Source organism: Klebsiella sp. 141203 (assembly GCF_032601985.1).
Taxonomy (GTDB): Bacteria; Pseudomonadota; Gammaproteobacteria; order Enterobacterales; family Enterobacteriaceae; genus Klebsiella; species Klebsiella aerogenes.
The window spans coordinates 1,466,474-1,481,969 of the sequence record NZ_JAQIRL010000001.1 but is presented as its reverse complement, the minus strand read 5'-3'; the positions used below and the strand labels follow the sequence as shown (position 1 = coordinate 1,481,969).

18 protein-coding genes are annotated in these 15,496 nt (G+C 55.8%); 11 read left to right on the top strand and 7 right to left on the bottom strand.

The features are described from left to right. Positions 1-33 precede the first annotated feature (33 nt). Both hemF and amiA read right to left on the bottom strand, forming a co-directional pair. On the bottom strand, positions 34-933 hold the full coding sequence (gene hemF, locus PGR29_RS07110) for an oxygen-dependent coproporphyrinogen oxidase (RefSeq protein ID WP_316424301.1): 900 nt from the start codon (positions 931-933) through the stop codon (positions 34-36). Then, on the bottom strand, positions 933-1,805 hold the full coding sequence (gene amiA / locus PGR29_RS07105; protein WP_087858435.1) for an N-acetylmuramoyl-L-alanine amidase AmiA: 873 nt from the start codon (positions 1,803-1,805) through the stop codon (positions 933-935). Before amiA ends, hemF begins: the two co-directional genes overlap by 1 nt. A gap of 211 nt (positions 1,806-2,016) precedes the next feature. Between amiA and PGR29_RS07100 the strand changes: the two genes are divergently transcribed. The 9 genes from PGR29_RS07100 (at position 2,017) to cysM (ending at position 9,543) form a co-directional block, all read left to right on the top strand. Beyond that, complete coding sequence (locus tag PGR29_RS07100) at positions 2,017-2,442, top strand: GNAT family acetyltransferase (protein ID WP_045392622.1); 426 nt, start codon at positions 2,017-2,019, stop codon at positions 2,440-2,442. Then, positions 2,429-2,878 (top strand): DUF2919 domain-containing protein, encoded by a 450-nt coding sequence (locus tag PGR29_RS07095; protein WP_087858436.1) that lies wholly within the window; start codon positions 2,429-2,431, stop codon positions 2,876-2,878. The genes PGR29_RS07100 and PGR29_RS07095 overlap by 14 nt, the downstream gene beginning before the upstream one ends. Before the next feature lie 61 nt (positions 2,879-2,939). Continuing rightward, complete coding sequence (locus tag PGR29_RS07090; protein WP_047043503.1) at positions 2,940-3,515, top strand: RpoE-regulated lipoprotein; 576 nt, start codon at positions 2,940-2,942, stop codon at positions 3,513-3,515. Between the two features lie 94 nt (positions 3,516-3,609). After that, on the top strand, positions 3,610-4,509 hold the full coding sequence (locus PGR29_RS07085) for a Dyp-type peroxidase (RefSeq protein WP_015365487.1): 900 nt from the start codon (positions 3,610-3,612) through the stop codon (positions 4,507-4,509). A gap of 215 nt (positions 4,510-4,724) precedes the next feature. Then, complete coding sequence (locus tag PGR29_RS07080) at positions 4,725-5,741, top strand: sulfate ABC transporter substrate-binding protein (RefSeq protein ID WP_316424300.1); 1,017 nt, start codon at positions 4,725-4,727, stop codon at positions 5,739-5,741. Further along, complete coding sequence (cysT, locus tag PGR29_RS07075; RefSeq protein ID WP_015365489.1) at positions 5,741-6,574, top strand: sulfate/thiosulfate ABC transporter permease CysT; 834 nt, start codon at positions 5,741-5,743, stop codon at positions 6,572-6,574. Before PGR29_RS07080 ends, cysT begins: the two co-directional genes overlap by 1 nt. Further along, positions 6,574-7,449, top strand: coding sequence for a sulfate/thiosulfate ABC transporter permease CysW (cysW, locus tag PGR29_RS07070; protein ID WP_015365490.1), 876 nt, complete (start codon positions 6,574-6,576; stop codon positions 7,447-7,449). Before cysT ends, cysW begins: the two co-directional genes overlap by 1 nt. Next, the gene (cysA, locus tag PGR29_RS07065) at positions 7,439-8,533 is read left to right on the top strand and encodes a sulfate/thiosulfate ABC transporter ATP-binding protein CysA (RefSeq protein ID WP_015365491.1); all 1,095 of its coding nucleotides are present in this window, start codon (positions 7,439-7,441) and stop codon (positions 8,531-8,533) included. Before cysW ends, cysA begins: the two co-directional genes overlap by 11 nt. 98 nt (positions 8,534-8,631) lie before the next feature. Beyond that, positions 8,632-9,543, top strand: a complete 912-nt coding sequence (gene cysM, locus PGR29_RS07060; RefSeq protein ID WP_015365492.1) for a cysteine synthase CysM — start codon at positions 8,632-8,634, stop codon at positions 9,541-9,543. Between the two features lie 43 nt (positions 9,544-9,586). Here the strand turns inward: cysM and PGR29_RS07055 are convergent, their stop codons facing one another. Further along, the gene (locus PGR29_RS07055) at positions 9,587-10,303 is read right to left on the bottom strand and encodes a type 1 glutamine amidotransferase (protein ID WP_087858437.1); all 717 of its coding nucleotides are present in this window, start codon (positions 10,301-10,303) and stop codon (positions 9,587-9,589) included. 14 nt (positions 10,304-10,317) lie between these two features. Continuing rightward, the gene (gene ptsJ, locus PGR29_RS07050) at positions 10,318-11,613 is read right to left on the bottom strand and encodes a transcriptional regulator PtsJ (protein WP_316424299.1); all 1,296 of its coding nucleotides are present in this window, start codon (positions 11,611-11,613) and stop codon (positions 10,318-10,320) included. Positions 11,614-11,695: 82 nt separating this feature from the next. Between ptsJ and pdxK the strand changes: the two genes are divergently transcribed. Together pdxK and PGR29_RS07040 are read left to right on the top strand one after the other, a co-directional pair. After that, positions 11,696-12,559 (top strand): pyridoxine/pyridoxal/pyridoxamine kinase, encoded by an 864-nt coding sequence (gene pdxK, locus PGR29_RS07045; protein WP_087858439.1) that lies wholly within the window; start codon positions 11,696-11,698, stop codon positions 12,557-12,559. Positions 12,560-12,561: 2 nt separating this feature from the next. Beyond that, positions 12,562-12,789: a cytoplasmic protein gene (locus PGR29_RS07040; protein ID WP_087858440.1), complete on the top strand. Its 228-nt coding sequence runs from the start codon at positions 12,562-12,564 to the stop codon at positions 12,787-12,789. A gap of 42 nt (positions 12,790-12,831) precedes the next feature. Here the strand turns inward: PGR29_RS07040 and crr are convergent, their stop codons facing one another. The 3 genes from crr to ptsH are packed head-to-tail and all read right to left on the bottom strand — an operon-like array spanning position 12,832 to position 15,413. Beyond that, positions 12,832-13,341, bottom strand: a complete 510-nt coding sequence (gene crr / locus PGR29_RS07035; RefSeq protein WP_015365497.1) for a PTS glucose transporter subunit IIA — start codon at positions 13,339-13,341, stop codon at positions 12,832-12,834. Positions 13,342-13,383: 42 nt separating this feature from the next. Then, positions 13,384-15,111 carry a phosphoenolpyruvate-protein phosphotransferase PtsI gene (gene ptsI, locus PGR29_RS07030; RefSeq protein WP_015365498.1) on the bottom strand — a complete coding sequence of 576 codons (1,728 nt, stop codon included), beginning with the start codon at positions 15,109-15,111 and terminating at the stop codon, positions 13,384-13,386. A 44-nt stretch (positions 15,112-15,155) separates the two neighbouring features. Beyond that, positions 15,156-15,413 carry a phosphocarrier protein Hpr gene (gene ptsH / locus PGR29_RS07025; RefSeq protein WP_000487600.1) on the bottom strand — a complete coding sequence of 86 codons (258 nt, stop codon included), beginning with the start codon at positions 15,411-15,413 and terminating at the stop codon, positions 15,156-15,158. Positions 15,414-15,496 lie beyond the last annotated feature (83 nt).

The following is a 15,496-nucleotide window of genomic DNA, read 5'->3' as shown; positions in this document are numbered from 1 at the left end:
ATGCCGGGGCTTTTTTGTCTCAGAAGACCTAAATTAGATCCACTCTTTGACTTTAATAAACTCGCTCAATGCGGCTTCCGGGCTGCCTTCTTGCGGGTGGTAGTCATACTCCCAGCGCACCAGCGGCGGCATCGACATCAGAATAGACTCCGTACGCCCGCCGGTCTGCAGGCCGAACAGCGTGCCGCGATCCCACACCAGATTGAATTCCACATAACGCCCGCGGCGATAAAGCTGGAAATCGCGTTCGCGTTCGCCATAAGGCGTGGTTTTTCGGCGCTCAACGATCGGCAGGTAAGCGTCGGTAAAGCCGTTGCCCACCGCCTGCATAAAGGCGAAGCAGTGGTCGAAATCCGGCGTATTTAAATCATCAAAGAACAGGCCGCCAATGCCGCGCTGCTCATTGCGGTGCTTAAGGAAGAAGTAATCATCGCACCACTTTTTATAGCGCGGATAGACCTCGTCGCCGAACGGCAGGCACAAATCGCGGGCGGTACGATGCCAGTGGATGGCGTCTTCTTCAAATCCGTAATAAGGCGTTAAATCAAAACCGCCGCCGAACCACCACACCGGATCGGCGCCGGGCTTCTCGGCAATAAAAAAGCGAACGTTAGCGTGGCTGGTCGGCACATAGGGGTTGCGCGGATGCACCACCAGCGAAACCCCCATTGCTTCAAAGCTGCGCCCGGCCAGTTCCGGGCGGTGGGCGGTGGCAGAGGCGGGCATCGCATCGCCGTGGACGTGAGAAAAATTAACTCCGGCCTGCTCAAAGATGCCGCCGTCACGTAAAACCCGGCTGCGTCCGCCGCCGCCGCCTTCACGCTGCCAGCTATCTTCAACAAAATCCTTGCCGTCAACGGCGGAGAGTTTGGCGCAAATGGCATCCTGCAGCTGAAGAAGGAAGGCTTTGACCTGCTGTACATCGGGTTTCATTAACGTCTCTTCGAATGCGCTTTCTGGTTATCGAACCAGTGGAAATAACTAATAATGCCGGAAGCAATAGCGTTAGCAATCTTCTGGCGAAACGCGGTTGTGCCGAGTAGCTTCTCTTCATTTGGGTTGGTAATGAACGACGTTTCGACTAGCACCGAGGGAATAGAAGGGGACTTCAGCACCACAAAGGCCGCCTGCTCTGTATTGCGGCTGTGCAGCTTATGCACCGGCTTAATCTTTTTCAGAATATGCGAGCCAAGCGTCAGGCTGTTCTTAATGGTGTCGGTTTGCACCAAATCGAACAATACCTGCTGCAGCAGATGGTCCTTATCCGTCGCTTTTTTACCGGCGACCTCATCGGCGCGGTTTTCGCGCTCGGAGAGATATTTCGCCATGGCGCTACTGGCGCCGCGGTTGGAGAGCGCAAAGACGGAGGCGCCGGCCGCACTCGGGTTGGTAAAGCCGTCGGCGTGAATCGACATAAACAGATCGGCGCCGTGTTGGTGGGCAATCTCAACGCGATCGTACAGCGGAATAAAGGTATCGCCGCTACGCGTCAGACGGGCATCGATGCCGTTGCTGCGTAAAATGCTGCGCACATTTTTGGCAATGGCCAGCACGACGTGTTTTTCTTTCGAACCGTTGTGGCCAATTGCCCCCGTATCGATGCCGCCATGACCGGGGTCAAGCATCACCAGGCGCTTGCTGCCTGCTTTCTTTGCGACGGGTTTGCTGTGTCCATTGGAAGTTTTTAGCGGCTGTTCTTTGGCTTTGGCTTGGGAAGCAACGCCGGTTAGCGTCATCGCAGCCAGTCCTGCCTTCAGCACCTGACGGCGCGAAGCAAGTATTTTTAATGGTTTAAAAGTGCTCATTCGGCCTGAATTGTAAACAAGTGATGTCCAATGTTATATCGTATCGCGTTTCCCGTTACGACCACTCAAAATAAGAATTGTTTTACTTTTCATTTCAATACATGACAAAGCCATATTATGCCATTTTTTGCCGATGATTTCGCCTGATATTGGCTATCAGTCATATTCGCGCCATAATCACTGTTTTTAACCGTAAATGGTGGGGAATACCATGGAGATTCGCGTTTTTCGCCAGCAGGATTTCGAAGAAGTAATCACCCTTTGGGAGCGCTGCGATCTTCTGCGCCCATGGAACGATCCGGAAATGGATATCGAGCGTAAGCTCAACCACGACGTGAGCTTGTTTCTGGTCGCTGAAGTGAACGGTGAAGTGGTAGGGACGGTAATGGGCGGTTACGACGGACACCGCGGTTCCGCTTACTATCTTGGCGTACATCCGGAATACCGCGGCCGCGGTATCGCTAATGCGCTGCTCAATCGGTTGGAAAAGAAGCTGATCGCCCGCGGCTGCCCGAAAATTTCAATTATGGTGCGTGACGATAACGAAGTGGTGCAGGGGATGTATGAGCGTCTCGGTTACGAGCACTCGGATGTACTCACCCTCGGTAAACGCCTGATTGAAGATGAAGAATACTGAATTTATTCCTGCCGATTATGATACCCAGGGCCGTTTACGGCTGCCGCTGTTGTTTTGGGGCGTGCTGTTGCTGCAGGCGCGCACCTGGGTACTGTTCGTTATGGCCGGCGCCTCCCGCCAGCAGGGAGATGCGCTACTGAGCCTGTTCTATCCCGATCACGATAACTTCTGGCTGGGGTTACTGCCCGGCGTACCGGCGGTAGCGGCATTTTTGTTGAGCGGTCAGCGTCAGCGTTTCCCGCGGCTCTGGCCGCTGATGCGTTGGCTGCTGATTGCCTCGCAGGCGCTATTGCTGGCCTGGCAGCCGTGGCTGTGGCTAACCGGCGAGGCGCCTTCCGCGCTGACCATCGCCCTGCTGGCGGCCGATATTTATGCGCTATGGTGGCTGATAACCAGCCGCAGGTTGCATGCCTGTTTTCGCCTTGAAGCGCTTTAATGGCACTTTTTGCCGATCGCGTACTCCAACATGCGTTGAATTAATCAGAAAGGATTGAGTTATGAAATCGCTACGTCTAATGCTCTGCGCGCTTCCGCTGGCGCTAACCGGCTGCTCAACGATGAGCGCGGTGAACTGGTCGGCTGCCTATCCGTGGAACTGGTTTGGTTCCTCTAACGAGGTCACCGAGCAGGGCGTGGGTAAACTGACGGCGTCGACGCCGTTGAATGAACAGGCGATTAGCGACGCCCTCGGCGGCAGCTACCGTCTGCGCAGCGGAATGAAAACCACGGATGGCAAAATCGTTCACTATTTTGAAGCGCTAAAGGATGACAAGCTGGCGCTGACCATCAACGGCGATGGCGGTACGGTGAGCCGCATTGACGTGCGCGATAGCGCAATTCCCGCCGCCAGCGGCGTGAAAATCGGTACCCCGTTTAGCGAACTGTACAGCAAAGCGTTTGGCAACTGCGAGAAAGGCGCTCCTGATAACGGCGCGGTGGTGGAATGTAAAGCCGCAGGGAGCCAGCACATCAGCTATGCCTTTACCGGCCACTGGAGCGGCCCGGATGAACTGATGCCGTCCGACGATACCCTGAAGAACTGGAAAGTCAGCAAAATTATCTGGCGTCGCTAATTTGATCTGAAGAGACACGTGGGCGGATAAAAACGGTTACAATGGCGCGTTAGCAACGCGATAGCGTTGTGGTTGCATCATTTCAGGAGGAGCGATGTCTCAGGTTCAGAGCGGCATTTTGCCGGAACATTGCCGCGCGGCGATTTGGATTGAAGCCAATGTCAAAGGGGACGTTAATGCCCTGCGCGAAGCGAGCAAAATTTTTGTCGATAACGTGGCCACCTTCCAGGCTAAATTCCCTGACGCCAAACTCGGCGCGGTGGTCGCTTTCGGCAATACCGTCTGGCGTCAGCTGAGCGGCGGTGAAGGCGCGGAAGAGTTAAAAGATTTTCCGGTTTACGGTAAAGGGCTGGCGCCATCCACGCAGTATGACGTATTGATTCATATTTTATCTGCCCGTCATGAAGTGAACTTTTCCGTCGCCCAGGCGGCGGTGGCCGCTTTCGGCGACGCCATTGAAGTGAAAGAAGAAATTCACGGTTTCCGCTGGGTGGAAGAACGCGATCTGAGCGGCTTTGTCGACGGCACCGAAAACCCGGCAGGCGAAGAAACCCGCCGTGAAGTCGCGGTGATTAAAGACGGCGTTGACGCGGGCGGCAGCTACGTATTCGTGCAGCGCTGGGAGCACAATCTTAAGCAACTGAACCGCATGAGCGTGCCGGATCAGGAGATGATGATTGGCCGTACCAAAGACGCCAACGAAGAGATCGACGGCGACGAGCGCCCGATTACTTCGCACCTGAGCCGCGTGGACTTAAAAGAAGATGGCAAAGGCCTGAAAATCGTCCGCCAGAGCCTGCCGTACGGTACCGCCAGCGGCACTAACGGCCTGTACTTCTGCGCCTACTGCGCGCGCCTGTATAACATTGAGCAACAGCTGCTGAGCATGTTCGGCGATACCGACGGTAAGCGTGATGCGATGCTGCGCTTTACAAAACCGGTGACCGGCGGTTATTACTTCGCGCCGTCGCTGGAGCGTATCCAGGCGCTGTAATTTTTCCCCCTAACCCTAACCCTAACCCTAACCCAGAGGGTTAGGGTGTAAGCGAATCCAGCATACGTACAGCCGCTTTCAGCAAAGCTTTGCCAGTTGCTTATTCTCTTTTCTACTTCCAAATCGCCAAACGGTATATAAAACCGTTACTCCTTTCGTACTCGTTATAAATATGATGATCATCAGTAAATGATCATTTTTGATAAGGGTGCGCAATGGCCGTTAAATCACTGAAAAAAGGATATCTGGCGCTGGCGGCTTCCATGCTGCTGGTGGCGCAGGCGCAGGCGACTGAACTGCTGAACAGTTCCTATGATGTTTCCCGCGAGCTGTTCGCCGCCCTTAATCCGCCTTTTGAGCAGCAGTGGGCAAAAGAAAACGGCGGGGACAAGCTGACCATCAAGCAGTCCCATGCGGGCTCTTCCAAGCAGGCGTTGGCGATTCTGCAAGGTCTGAAGGCTGACGTCGTGACCTATAACCAGGTGACGGACGTCCAGATTCTGCATGATAAAGGCAACCTGATCCCGGCAGACTGGCAGAGCCGTCTGCCGAATAACAGCTCACCGTTCTATTCGACCATGGCTTTCCTGGTGCGTAAGGGCAACCCCAAAAATATTCATGACTGGAACGATCTGGTGCGTTCTGACGTGAAGCTGATCTTCCCGAATCCTAAAACTTCAGGCAACGCGCGTTATACCTATCTTGCGGCCTGGGGGGCGGCGGACAAAGCCGATGGCGGCGATAAAGCCAAAACCGAACAGTTCATGACCCAGTTCCTGAAGAACGTCGAGGTATTCGATACCGGCGGTCGCGGCGCGACCACCACCTTCGTCGAGCGCGGGCTAGGCGATGTGCTGATTACTTTTGAATCGGAAGTTAACAACATCCGTAAACAGTATGAAGCGCAGGGGTTTGAAGTCGTTGTGCCGAAGATCAATATCCTCGCCGAATTCCCGGTAGCGTGGGTAGACAAAAACGTTAAGGCCAACGGTACTGAAAAAGCGGCGAAAGCCTACCTGAACTATCTCTATAGTCCGCAGGCGCAGACCATCATCACCGATTACTACTATCGCGTGAACGACCCGAAAGTGATGGCGTCGCTGAAAGATAAATTCCCGCAGACCGAACTGTTCCGCGTGGAAGACCAGTTCGGCAGCTGGCCTGAAGTGATGAAAACCCACTTCGTCAGCGGCGGCGAGCTGGACAAACTGCTGGCAGCGGGGCGTCAGTAATGTTGGCTGTGTCGTCCAAGCGCGTGCTGCCGGGCTTTACCCTGAGCCTTGGCACCAGCCTGCTGTTTGTGTGCCTGATTTTACTGTTGCCGCTCAGCGCGCTGGTGATGCAGCTGGCGCAGATGAGCTGGGCGCAGTATTGGGAGGTGATTACCAACCCGCAGGTGGTCGCCGCCTATAAAGTCACGCTGCTGTCTGCTTTTGTGGCGTCGATTTTTAACGGCGTGTTCGGCCTGCTGATGGCGTGGATCCTTACCCGCTATCGTTTCCCGGGCCGTACGCTGCTCGATGCCCTAATGGACCTGCCGTTCGCGCTGCCAACGGCAGTGGCGGGCCTGACGCTGGCCTCGCTGTTTTCGGTTAATGGCTTGTACGGCGAGTGGCTGGCGAAGTTTGATATCAAAGTGACCTATACCTGGCTTGGCATCGCGGTGGCGATGGCCTTTACCAGTATTCCGTTTGTGGTGCGTACCGTGCAGCCGGTGCTGGAAGAATTAGGGCCGGAATATGAAGAAGCGGCGGAAACCCTCGGCGCGACGCGCTTACAGAGTTTCCGCAAAGTGGTGCTGCCTGAACTGTCGCCAGCTCTGCTGGCGGGGATTGCGCTGTCGTTTACCCGCAGCCTTGGCGAGTTCGGCGCGGTGATCTTTATCGCCGGCAACATCGCATGGAAAACGGAAGTGACTTCGCTGATGATTTTCATTCGTTTGCAGGAGTTTGATTACCCGGCGGCGAGCGCGATTGCCTCGGTGATCCTCGCGGCTTCGCTGCTGCTGCTGTTCTCTATCAACACCCTGCAGAGTCGCTTTGGTCGACGCGTGGTAGGTCACTAATGGCGGAAGTTACTCAATTGAAGCGCTATGACGCGCCCCGGATCAACTGGGGCAAATGGTTTCTGATCGGCGTCGGGATGCTGGTATCCGCCTTCATCCTCGTGGTGCCGATGATTTATATTTTTGTCCAGGCTTTCAGTAAAGGGTTAATGCCGGTGCTGGAAAACCTGGCCAATCCGGACATGCTGCACGCCATCTGGCTGACGGTGATGATCGCGTTGATTACCGTGCCGGTGAATCTGGTGTTCGGTACGCTGCTGGCCTGGCTGGTGACGCGCTTTACCTTCCCTGGCCGCCAGCTGCTGCTGACGATGCTGGATATCCCGTTCGCCGTCTCGCCGGTGGTGGCAGGTCTGGTTTATTTGCTGTTTTACGGCTCCAACGGCCCACTCGGCGGCTGGCTTGATGAGCACAACCTGCAGATCATGTTCGCCTGGCCGGGCATGGTGCTGGCGACTATCTTCGTCACCTGTCCGTTTGTGGTCCGCGAGCTGGTACCGGTGATGATGAGTCAGGGGAGCAACGAAGATGAAGCGGCGATCCTGCTTGGCGCTTCCGGTTGGCAGATGTTCCGCCGGGTGACGCTACCCAATATTCGCTGGGCGCTGCTGTACGGCGTGGTGTTGACCAATGCCCGCGCGATTGGCGAATTTGGCGCGGTGTCGGTCGTTTCCGGCTCGATCCGCGGCGAAACGTTGTCGCTGCCGCTGCAAATTGAATTACTGCAGCAGGACTATAACACCGTCGGTTCGTTTACCGCCGCGGCCCTGCTGACGTTAATGGCTATTTTGACCCTGTTTTTAAAGAGTATGTTGCAATGGCGTCTGGCCAATCAGGAAAAACGCGCGCAACAGGAGGGAAATCATGAGCATTGAGATTGCCAATATTAAGAAATCGTTTGGTCGCACCCAGGTGCTGAATGATATCTCGCTGGATATCCCTTCCGGGCAAATGGTTGCGCTGCTGGGGCCGTCCGGCTCCGGTAAAACCACCTTATTGCGGATTATCGCCGGGCTGGAGCATCAATCCAGCGGCCATATCCGTTTTCACGGTACCGACGTGAGCCGGATGCACGCCCGCGATCGTAAAGTGGGCTTTGTTTTCCAGCACTATGCGCTGTTTCGGCATATGACGGTATTCGATAACATCGCCTTTGGCCTGACCGTGCTGCCGCGCCGTGAGCGTCCCAATGCGGCGGCGATTAAAGCCAAAGTGACCAAACTGCTGGAGATGGTGCAACTGGCCCATCTTGCCGACCGTTATCCGGCGCAGCTTTCCGGCGGCCAGAAGCAACGCGTGGCGTTAGCGCGCGCGCTGGCGGTCGAGCCGCAAATTCTGCTGCTGGATGAACCCTTTGGTGCGCTGGATGCGCAGGTGCGTAAAGAACTGCGCCGCTGGCTGCGCCAGCTACATGAAGAATTAAAATTCACCAGCGTGTTTGTTACCCACGACCAGGAAGAGGCGATGGAAGTCGCCGATCGGGTAGTGGTAATGAGCCAGGGCAACATCGAACAGGCCGATGCGCCTGAACGCGTCTGGCGCGAACCTTCGACCCGTTTTGTGCTTGAGTTTATGGGCGAAGTTAACCGCCTGCAGGGCACCATTCGCGGCGGCCAGTTCCACGTCGGCGCCCACCGCTGGCCTTTAGGCTATACCCCTGCATATCAGGGGCCGGTCGATCTGTTCCTGCGACCGTGGGAAGTAGATATCAGCCGCCGTACCAGCCTGGATTCGCCGTTGCCGGTGCAGGTGCTGGAAGCCAGTCCGAAGGGGCACTACACCCAATTAGTTGTCCAGCCTCTGGGGTGGTATGACGAACCGCTGAGCGTGGTGCTGGCGGGCGATGAGGCCCCGTCCCGCGGCGAACGCCTGTTTGTCGGCTTGCAGAATGCGCGCCTGTATAACGGAACCGAGCGCATCGAACCGCGCGGCGAACTTGCTCTGGCAGAGTCGGCCTGATAGCTTAAATCCACGTGCTTTTGCCGGGCGGCGCAGCGCTGCCCCGGCTGACAGCCCGGAGCGCATGACGCGGCCGGGCTTTTTATTGGACAGCTGAAGTGAACACATTAGAACAAACAATCGGCAACACGCCGCTGGTGAAATTACAACGTCTGGGGCCGGACAACGGCAGCGAAATTTGGCTTAAGCTTGAGGGCAACAACCCGGCGGGCTCGGTAAAAGATCGCGCTGCGCTATCGATGATTGTCGAAGCGGAAAAGCGCGGTGAAATTAAACCCGGCGATGTATTGATCGAGGCGACCAGCGGTAATACCGGTATCGCGCTGGCGATGATTGCGGCGTTAAAAGGCTATCAGATGAAACTGCTGATGCCGGACAACATGAGCCAGGAGCGCCGTGCCGCGATGCGCGCCTACGGCGCTGAACTCATCCTGGTCACCAAAGAGCAGGGGATGGAGGGCGCTCGCGATCTGGCCGCCGCGATGGCCGAGCGTGGCGAGGGTAAGCTATTGGATCAGTTCAATAATCCGGATAACCCTTACGCCCATTACACCACCACCGGCCCGGAGATCTGGCGCCAGACGGACGGGCGTATCACCCACTTTGTTTCCAGCATGGGCACCACCGGTACCATTACCGGCGTATCGCGTTTTCTGCGCGAACAGGCGAAGCCGGTAAGCATCATTGGGCTGCAGCCGGAAGAGGGCAGCAGCATTCCGGGGATCCGTCGTTGGCCGCAGGAATATATGCCGGGCATTTTTAATGCCTCGTTGGTCGATGAGGTACTGGATATCCACCAGCAGGATGCGGAAAACACGATGCGCCAGCTGGCCGTACAGGAAGGGATCTTCTGTGGCGTCAGTTCCGGCGGCGCGGTTGCCGGGGCGTTACGTATTGCTCGCGCCAATCCGGGCGCGGTGGTGGTGGCGATCATCTGCGATCGCGGCGATCGCTATCTCTCAACCGGCGTGTTCGGCGAAGAACACTTCAGCCAGGGGGCGGGTATCTAAACGCGCTATCACGGCCCCCATGTCAGGCATGGGGGCCGGTTAACTAAAGTGCGTGTTTCGCTACCAGCTTATCCAGAAACGCCCATAGTTTTTGATTCATCTCGCGATAATCCCATTGCCTCATTTCATCTTCGCTGCGAATAAAGCGCCTGCCTTTTGCGGCGGCAAGTTCATGTTGCGAGTGGGTAATTAATAACTCGATGACCTCCGCGTCAAACTCCATATGGCACTGAAAACCGTAGACCCGATCGCTATATTTGACGATTTGCCTCGGGCACCCTTCGCTGGAAGCCAGGACTTCCGCCGCAGGCGTCAGGCCCGGCATATCGTTGTGCCAGTGACCGACTACCACCGATGGTCCGAAATGGGCGATGTTGTCATCCTGCAGTCCGGCGGTGGTCATGATGATAGGATAGTGGCCAATCTCTTTTTCCGGGCTTTGCATCACCGGCGCACCCAGCGCTTCGCCGATGAGCTGCGATCCGAGACAAATCCCGACCACGATACGCCCGGCGGCAATCGCCTGGGCAATCAGGTTTTTCTCGGTATGGGCATCAAACCATGGGCACTCGGCAAGCGTGGTGCGTGGTGATTGCGGGCCGCCAAGTACCACCAGCATATCAAAACCCTCGGCACTAGCCGGCAGCGGATCCCCTGCATAAACCCGCGACCAGCTGGCCTGATAGCCGCGCGCGTTAACCCAGCGCAGATAGGCGCCGGGCGCTTCAAAAACTTCATGGACGATAAAGTGGATCCGCATAACAACTCCCGTGTTTAACAAGGTAAGACCAGCGATAAATCGTGTGCAAGTTGTTCAATTTGCGCCTCGGTTAAGGCGCCCAGCGACAGGCGCAGACCGTGCGACGGTGTTTTCACGCCAAAGGCTTCACCTTCACGCACCAGCCAACCGGCCCGCGCCAGACGCAGCGCCAGCGGCTGGCTGGCGGTTGATAGCGGCAGCCAGAAATTAAGACCATCGCCAGGCGGATAATCACCAACGCCGTGGTGGGCCAACGCGGCGGCGAGCCGCTGATTTTGCTGCTGATAATGGCGCTGGCTCGCAGTCAGAGAAGCGGCAAAAGCGCTATCATTCAGGCAGGCGAACGCCAGCTCTTGCAGTAAATGGCTGACCCACTGGCTACCGGCGTTCAGGCGCAGGCGCAGCGCCGCCGAGGTTGTCGGGTCGCTGGCGACTATTGCCAGCCGCAAATCCGGGCCCAGGGTTTTAGACATTGAGCGCACCAGCGCCCAACGCTGAATGCCTTCGGGTAGCGGATTGTGCCAGCGTGTCGCTGAGAGCAGGGCGAAGTGATCGTCAACAATCGCCAGCGTCTGCGGATAGCGGGCGAGCACGGCGCGAATCGCTTGTGCGCGCTCCGGCGTCAAACTGCAGCCAGTCGGGTTGTGAGCGCGTGGAGTCAGTATTACCGCGCGTGCGCCGTTGCGTAGGGCTTCTTCAAGCCGCTCCGGACTCATGCCTTCACCGTCCACGGCGACAGGGCTGGGCTGGAAACCGGCGTAACGCAGCATATTGATGCTGCTCAGAAAGCAGGGGTCTTCTACCGCGACGCTGTCGCCGGGGAGCAGCAGCGCGCAGAGCAGGCGTTCCAGGGCGTCAATCGCGCCGCTGGTCAAGTTGATGTCAAATTCCTGGCCGATATCGCGACTGACCCACTCCCGGGCCCAGCCAGCCAGCCGTGGCTCAACGGCGGCATCGCCATATAAGTGCGGGGTCTGCGCCAGCTGCGGAAGAAAACGGCCAATATCCGGCAGACATCGTGGATCCGGATTGCCGCCGGAAATATCAATCAGCGATGTCGTTGGATCGCCGCCCTCGACCGCATTAAGCGTATTGCGCGCCTTAATGGCCGTGCCGTTGCGCCCCTGACTGACGGCGAGCCCTGAAGTCACCAGCCGCTTGTAGGCCGCCGCCACCGTATTGCGGTTGACTGCCAGTTCGCCTGCCAGTTCGCGCACCGGCGGCAGCGCCTCGCCGGGTTGCAACGCGCCGCTCTGCACCAGATGACGGATGTTATCGAAAATCTCGCTTGCGGTTTTTCCGGTGAACATTATTGACCTATGACAAAATGAATTTTAGCATAGGACGAATGATAATCAGAGTATGACCCGCTGTCCAGCGGGGGGAGAAAGGATGAGTCAGCAAGACGAAATACAGTCCGTGCTCTTTAACGACCACAGCCGGGCGCTGGAGGTTGATATTGTGGCGGTGCAATCGCAGGTGGTATACGGCAGCGTTGGCAACAGTATCGCGGTACCGGCAATCAAGCAGCATGAATTACGGGTGATGGCGGTGCCGACGGTGTTATTCAGCAATACCCCACATTACGATACTTTCTACGGTGGAGTGATCCCGGAAGAGTGGTTTAGCGGCTATCTGAGGGCGCTGGAGGAGCGTGATGCGCTTCGCGAACTGCGGGCGGTAACCACCGGGTATATGGGCAGCGCCGGGCAAATTGCGCTGCTGGCGCAGTGGCTGCAGCGGATCCGCGTGCACCATCCCGACCTCTGTATTCTGGTTGACCCGGTGATTGGCGATGTGGATAGCGGCATCTACGTAAAAGCGGAGATCCCCGAGGCTTATCGCCGCCACCTGTTGCCGCTGGCGCGGGGTATCACGCCAAATCTGTTCGAGCTCGAAACCCTCAGCGGCATGCCGTGCCACAACCAGCAGGAAGCGGTGGTCGCCGCGCGAAGTCTGCTTTCCGATACGCTAAAGTGGGTGGTGATTACCAGCGCGCCTGGACTGGATGCTTCGACTATTAACGTGCTGGTTGTCACCGACGACGCGGTCGAAGTGGTCGTCCATCCTCGCGTCGAAACTGACCTTAAAGGCACCGGCGACCTGTTCTGCGCCGAACTCATCAGCAACCTGGTACGCGACATGCCGTTGGGCGACGCTACGCGCGCCGCCGCTCAGCGCGTGCTGGCGGTAATGACCTGGACCGAGAGTCAGGGCTGCGATGAACTCATTTTACCGCCGTCTGGAGCGCAATAACGATGCATAGCTATCGGTTAGTGGTACGCAGGGAGGGAAGAACCGTCGGCCATTATGAGACGACGGGAATGAACGCGCTGGAAGATGCCTGTAGGGCGAGGTCGTTGTTTGAAAGCGATCCTGGCTACCAGTGCGAGCTATGGGTCGCGGATAGCGAACGGCGTATTCTGGAAAGTAGCCCGCAGGGGATGAAGATCCTGGCGAGTGAAAAGTGCTACCGGCCGGCATAAAAAAATGGCGCCTTCAGGCGCCATTTTCTCGGCAAGCAAGAATTACTTCTTGATGCGGATAACCGGAGTTTCACCAACGGTGACGCTACCGGACAGTTTGATCAGCTCTTTGATCTCGTCCATGTTGGAGATAACAACCGGAGTCAGGGTAGACTTGGCTTTTTCTTCCAGCAGCGGCAGATCGAATTCGATAACCGGGTCGCCGACTTTCACGCGCTGACCTTCTTCAGCGATGCGCTTGAAGCCTTCGCCTTTCAGTTCAACGGTATCGATACCGAAGTGAACAAACAGCTCAATGCCGCTATCGGATTCAATAGAGAAAGCATGGTTGGTTTCAAAAATTTTACCGATGGTACCCTCTACCGGCGCAACCATTTTGTTGCCAGTAGGTTTGATGGCAATGCCATCACCCACAATTTTCTCCGCAAAAACCACATCCGGCACGTCTTCGATGTTGACGATCTCGCCAGAGAGCGGAGCAACAATCTCAATAGTTCCGGTGTCTTTTTTGTCATCAGAAACCAGAGATTTCAGTTTATCGAACAAACCCATGATCTTCTCCTAAGCAGTAATTTGGGCCGCGCATCTCGTGGATTAGCAGATTGTTTTTTCTTCAATGAACTTGTTAACCAGCGTCATTAACTCGTCCGTCGTCGGTTGAGCAAGAGCCTGCTCTGCTAATACTTTCGCATCTTCGAAGTTCGTGTTACGAATAATCTTCTTGATGCGCGGGATGGAAATGGCGCTCATAGAGAATTCGTCCAGCCCCATACCCAGCAACAGAAGTGTAGCACGTTCATCGCCCGCAAGCTCACCACACATACCAGTCCATTTGCCTTCTGCATGAGAAGCATCAATAACTTGCTTGATCAGAGTCAGCACAGACGGTGACATCGGCTGGTAAAGATGCGAGATCATATCATTACCACGGTCAACTGCCAGAGTATATTGCGTTAAATCATTGGTTCCGATACTAAAGAAATCAACTTCTTTGGCTAAATGACGAGCAATGGTCGCGGCCGCCGGGGTTTCCACCATCACGCCGATCTCAATCGATTCGTCAAAAGCTTTACCTTCGTCACGCAGTTCCTGTTTGTAGATCTCAATCTCTTTCTTCAGTGCGCGCACTTCTTCAACAGAGATGATCATCGGGAACATGATGCGCAGTTTACCGAAAGCGGAGGCACGCAGGATAGCGCGAACCTGGTCGCGGAGGATCTCTTTACGATCCATCGCGATACGCACGGCGCGCCAACCGAGGAACGGGTTCTCTTCTTTCGGGAAGTTCATGTACGGCAGCTCTTTATCGCCGCCGATGTCCATGGTGCGAACGATAACGGCCTGTGAGCCGCACGCTTCAGCCACCGCTTTATAGGCTGCGAACTGTTCTTCTTCAGTCGGCAGAGAATCGCGGTCCATGAACAGGAATTCAGTACGGTACAGGCCTACGCCTTCCGCGCCGTTGCGCTCAGCGCCGTCTACGTCGCGAACGGTACCGATGTTAGCGCAAACTTCAACCTGATGACCGTCGAGAGTGATGGCCGGCAGATCTTTCAGTTTCGCCAGTTCTGCTTTTTCTTCAGCAACCTGCGCCTGCAGCGCACGCAGCTCTTCGATTTTTTCGTTGCTTGGGTTAACCAGAACCTGGTTGTTAACCGCATCAAGAATCAGATAGTCGCCGTTTTTCACCTGGGAGGTGACGCTTCCGGTACCGACGATTGCCGGCAGTTCAAGGGAGCGCGCCATGATAGAGGTGTGGGAAGTACGGCCGCCCGCGTCGGTGATGAAACCCAGAACCTTATTCAGGTTCAGCTGTGCGGTTTCCGACGGGGTCAGATCGGCGGCAACGAGGATGACTTCATCCGCGATAGCGCTCAGATCGATGATTGCCAGGCCCAGAATGTTGCGCAGCAGACGTTTACCGATGTCGCGTACGTCAGCGGCACGCTCTTTCAGGTATTCGTCATCCAGCTCTTCCAGTGCAGTTGCCTGTCCTTCGATAACTTCATTGGCTGCCGCATCGGCAGTCATGTGCTTATCTTTAATCAGGGCTATGATTTCCTGCTCAAGCTCCTCATCTTCCAGCAGCATAATATGCCCTTCGAAGATGGCTTCTTTTTCTTCACCGAAAGTTTCACCAGCTTTGGTTTTGATGACCTCCAGCTGGGCGGAGGCCTTGGTGCGGCCGTTCAGGAAACGTTCAACTTCCTGATCAACCTTATCGGCAGAAATTTTCTTCCGGTCGATGACAATTTCATCTTCTTTCAGCAGGAGAGCCTTGCCGAAAGCGATACCCGGGGATGCTAAAATGCCTGAAATCATAACCCTACCTTACTTGTGACTGATATTAAAAAGAACCCGTGAACTTACTCGAGTTCAGCCATCAGTTTAACCAGATGCTCAACTGCTTTTTGCTCATCTTCGCCTTCAGCGGAGATGGTCACAACGGTACCCTGAGTCAGGCCCAGAGTTTGCAGTTTGAACAGGCTTTTTGCGCTGGCGCTTTTGCCGTTGGAGGTTACAGTGATCTCAGAAGTGAAGCCTTTCGCTTCTTTAACAAACTGAGCAGCAGGGCGGGTGTGCAGACCGTTCGGAGCGGTAATGGTAACTTCTTGCTGGAACATTATATTTCCCCAACTTATAGGTTTAGTGTTGTGGACCTAAAGTCTAGCCTAACGACCAAACTTTAGCCTGTATTGTTAGCGCC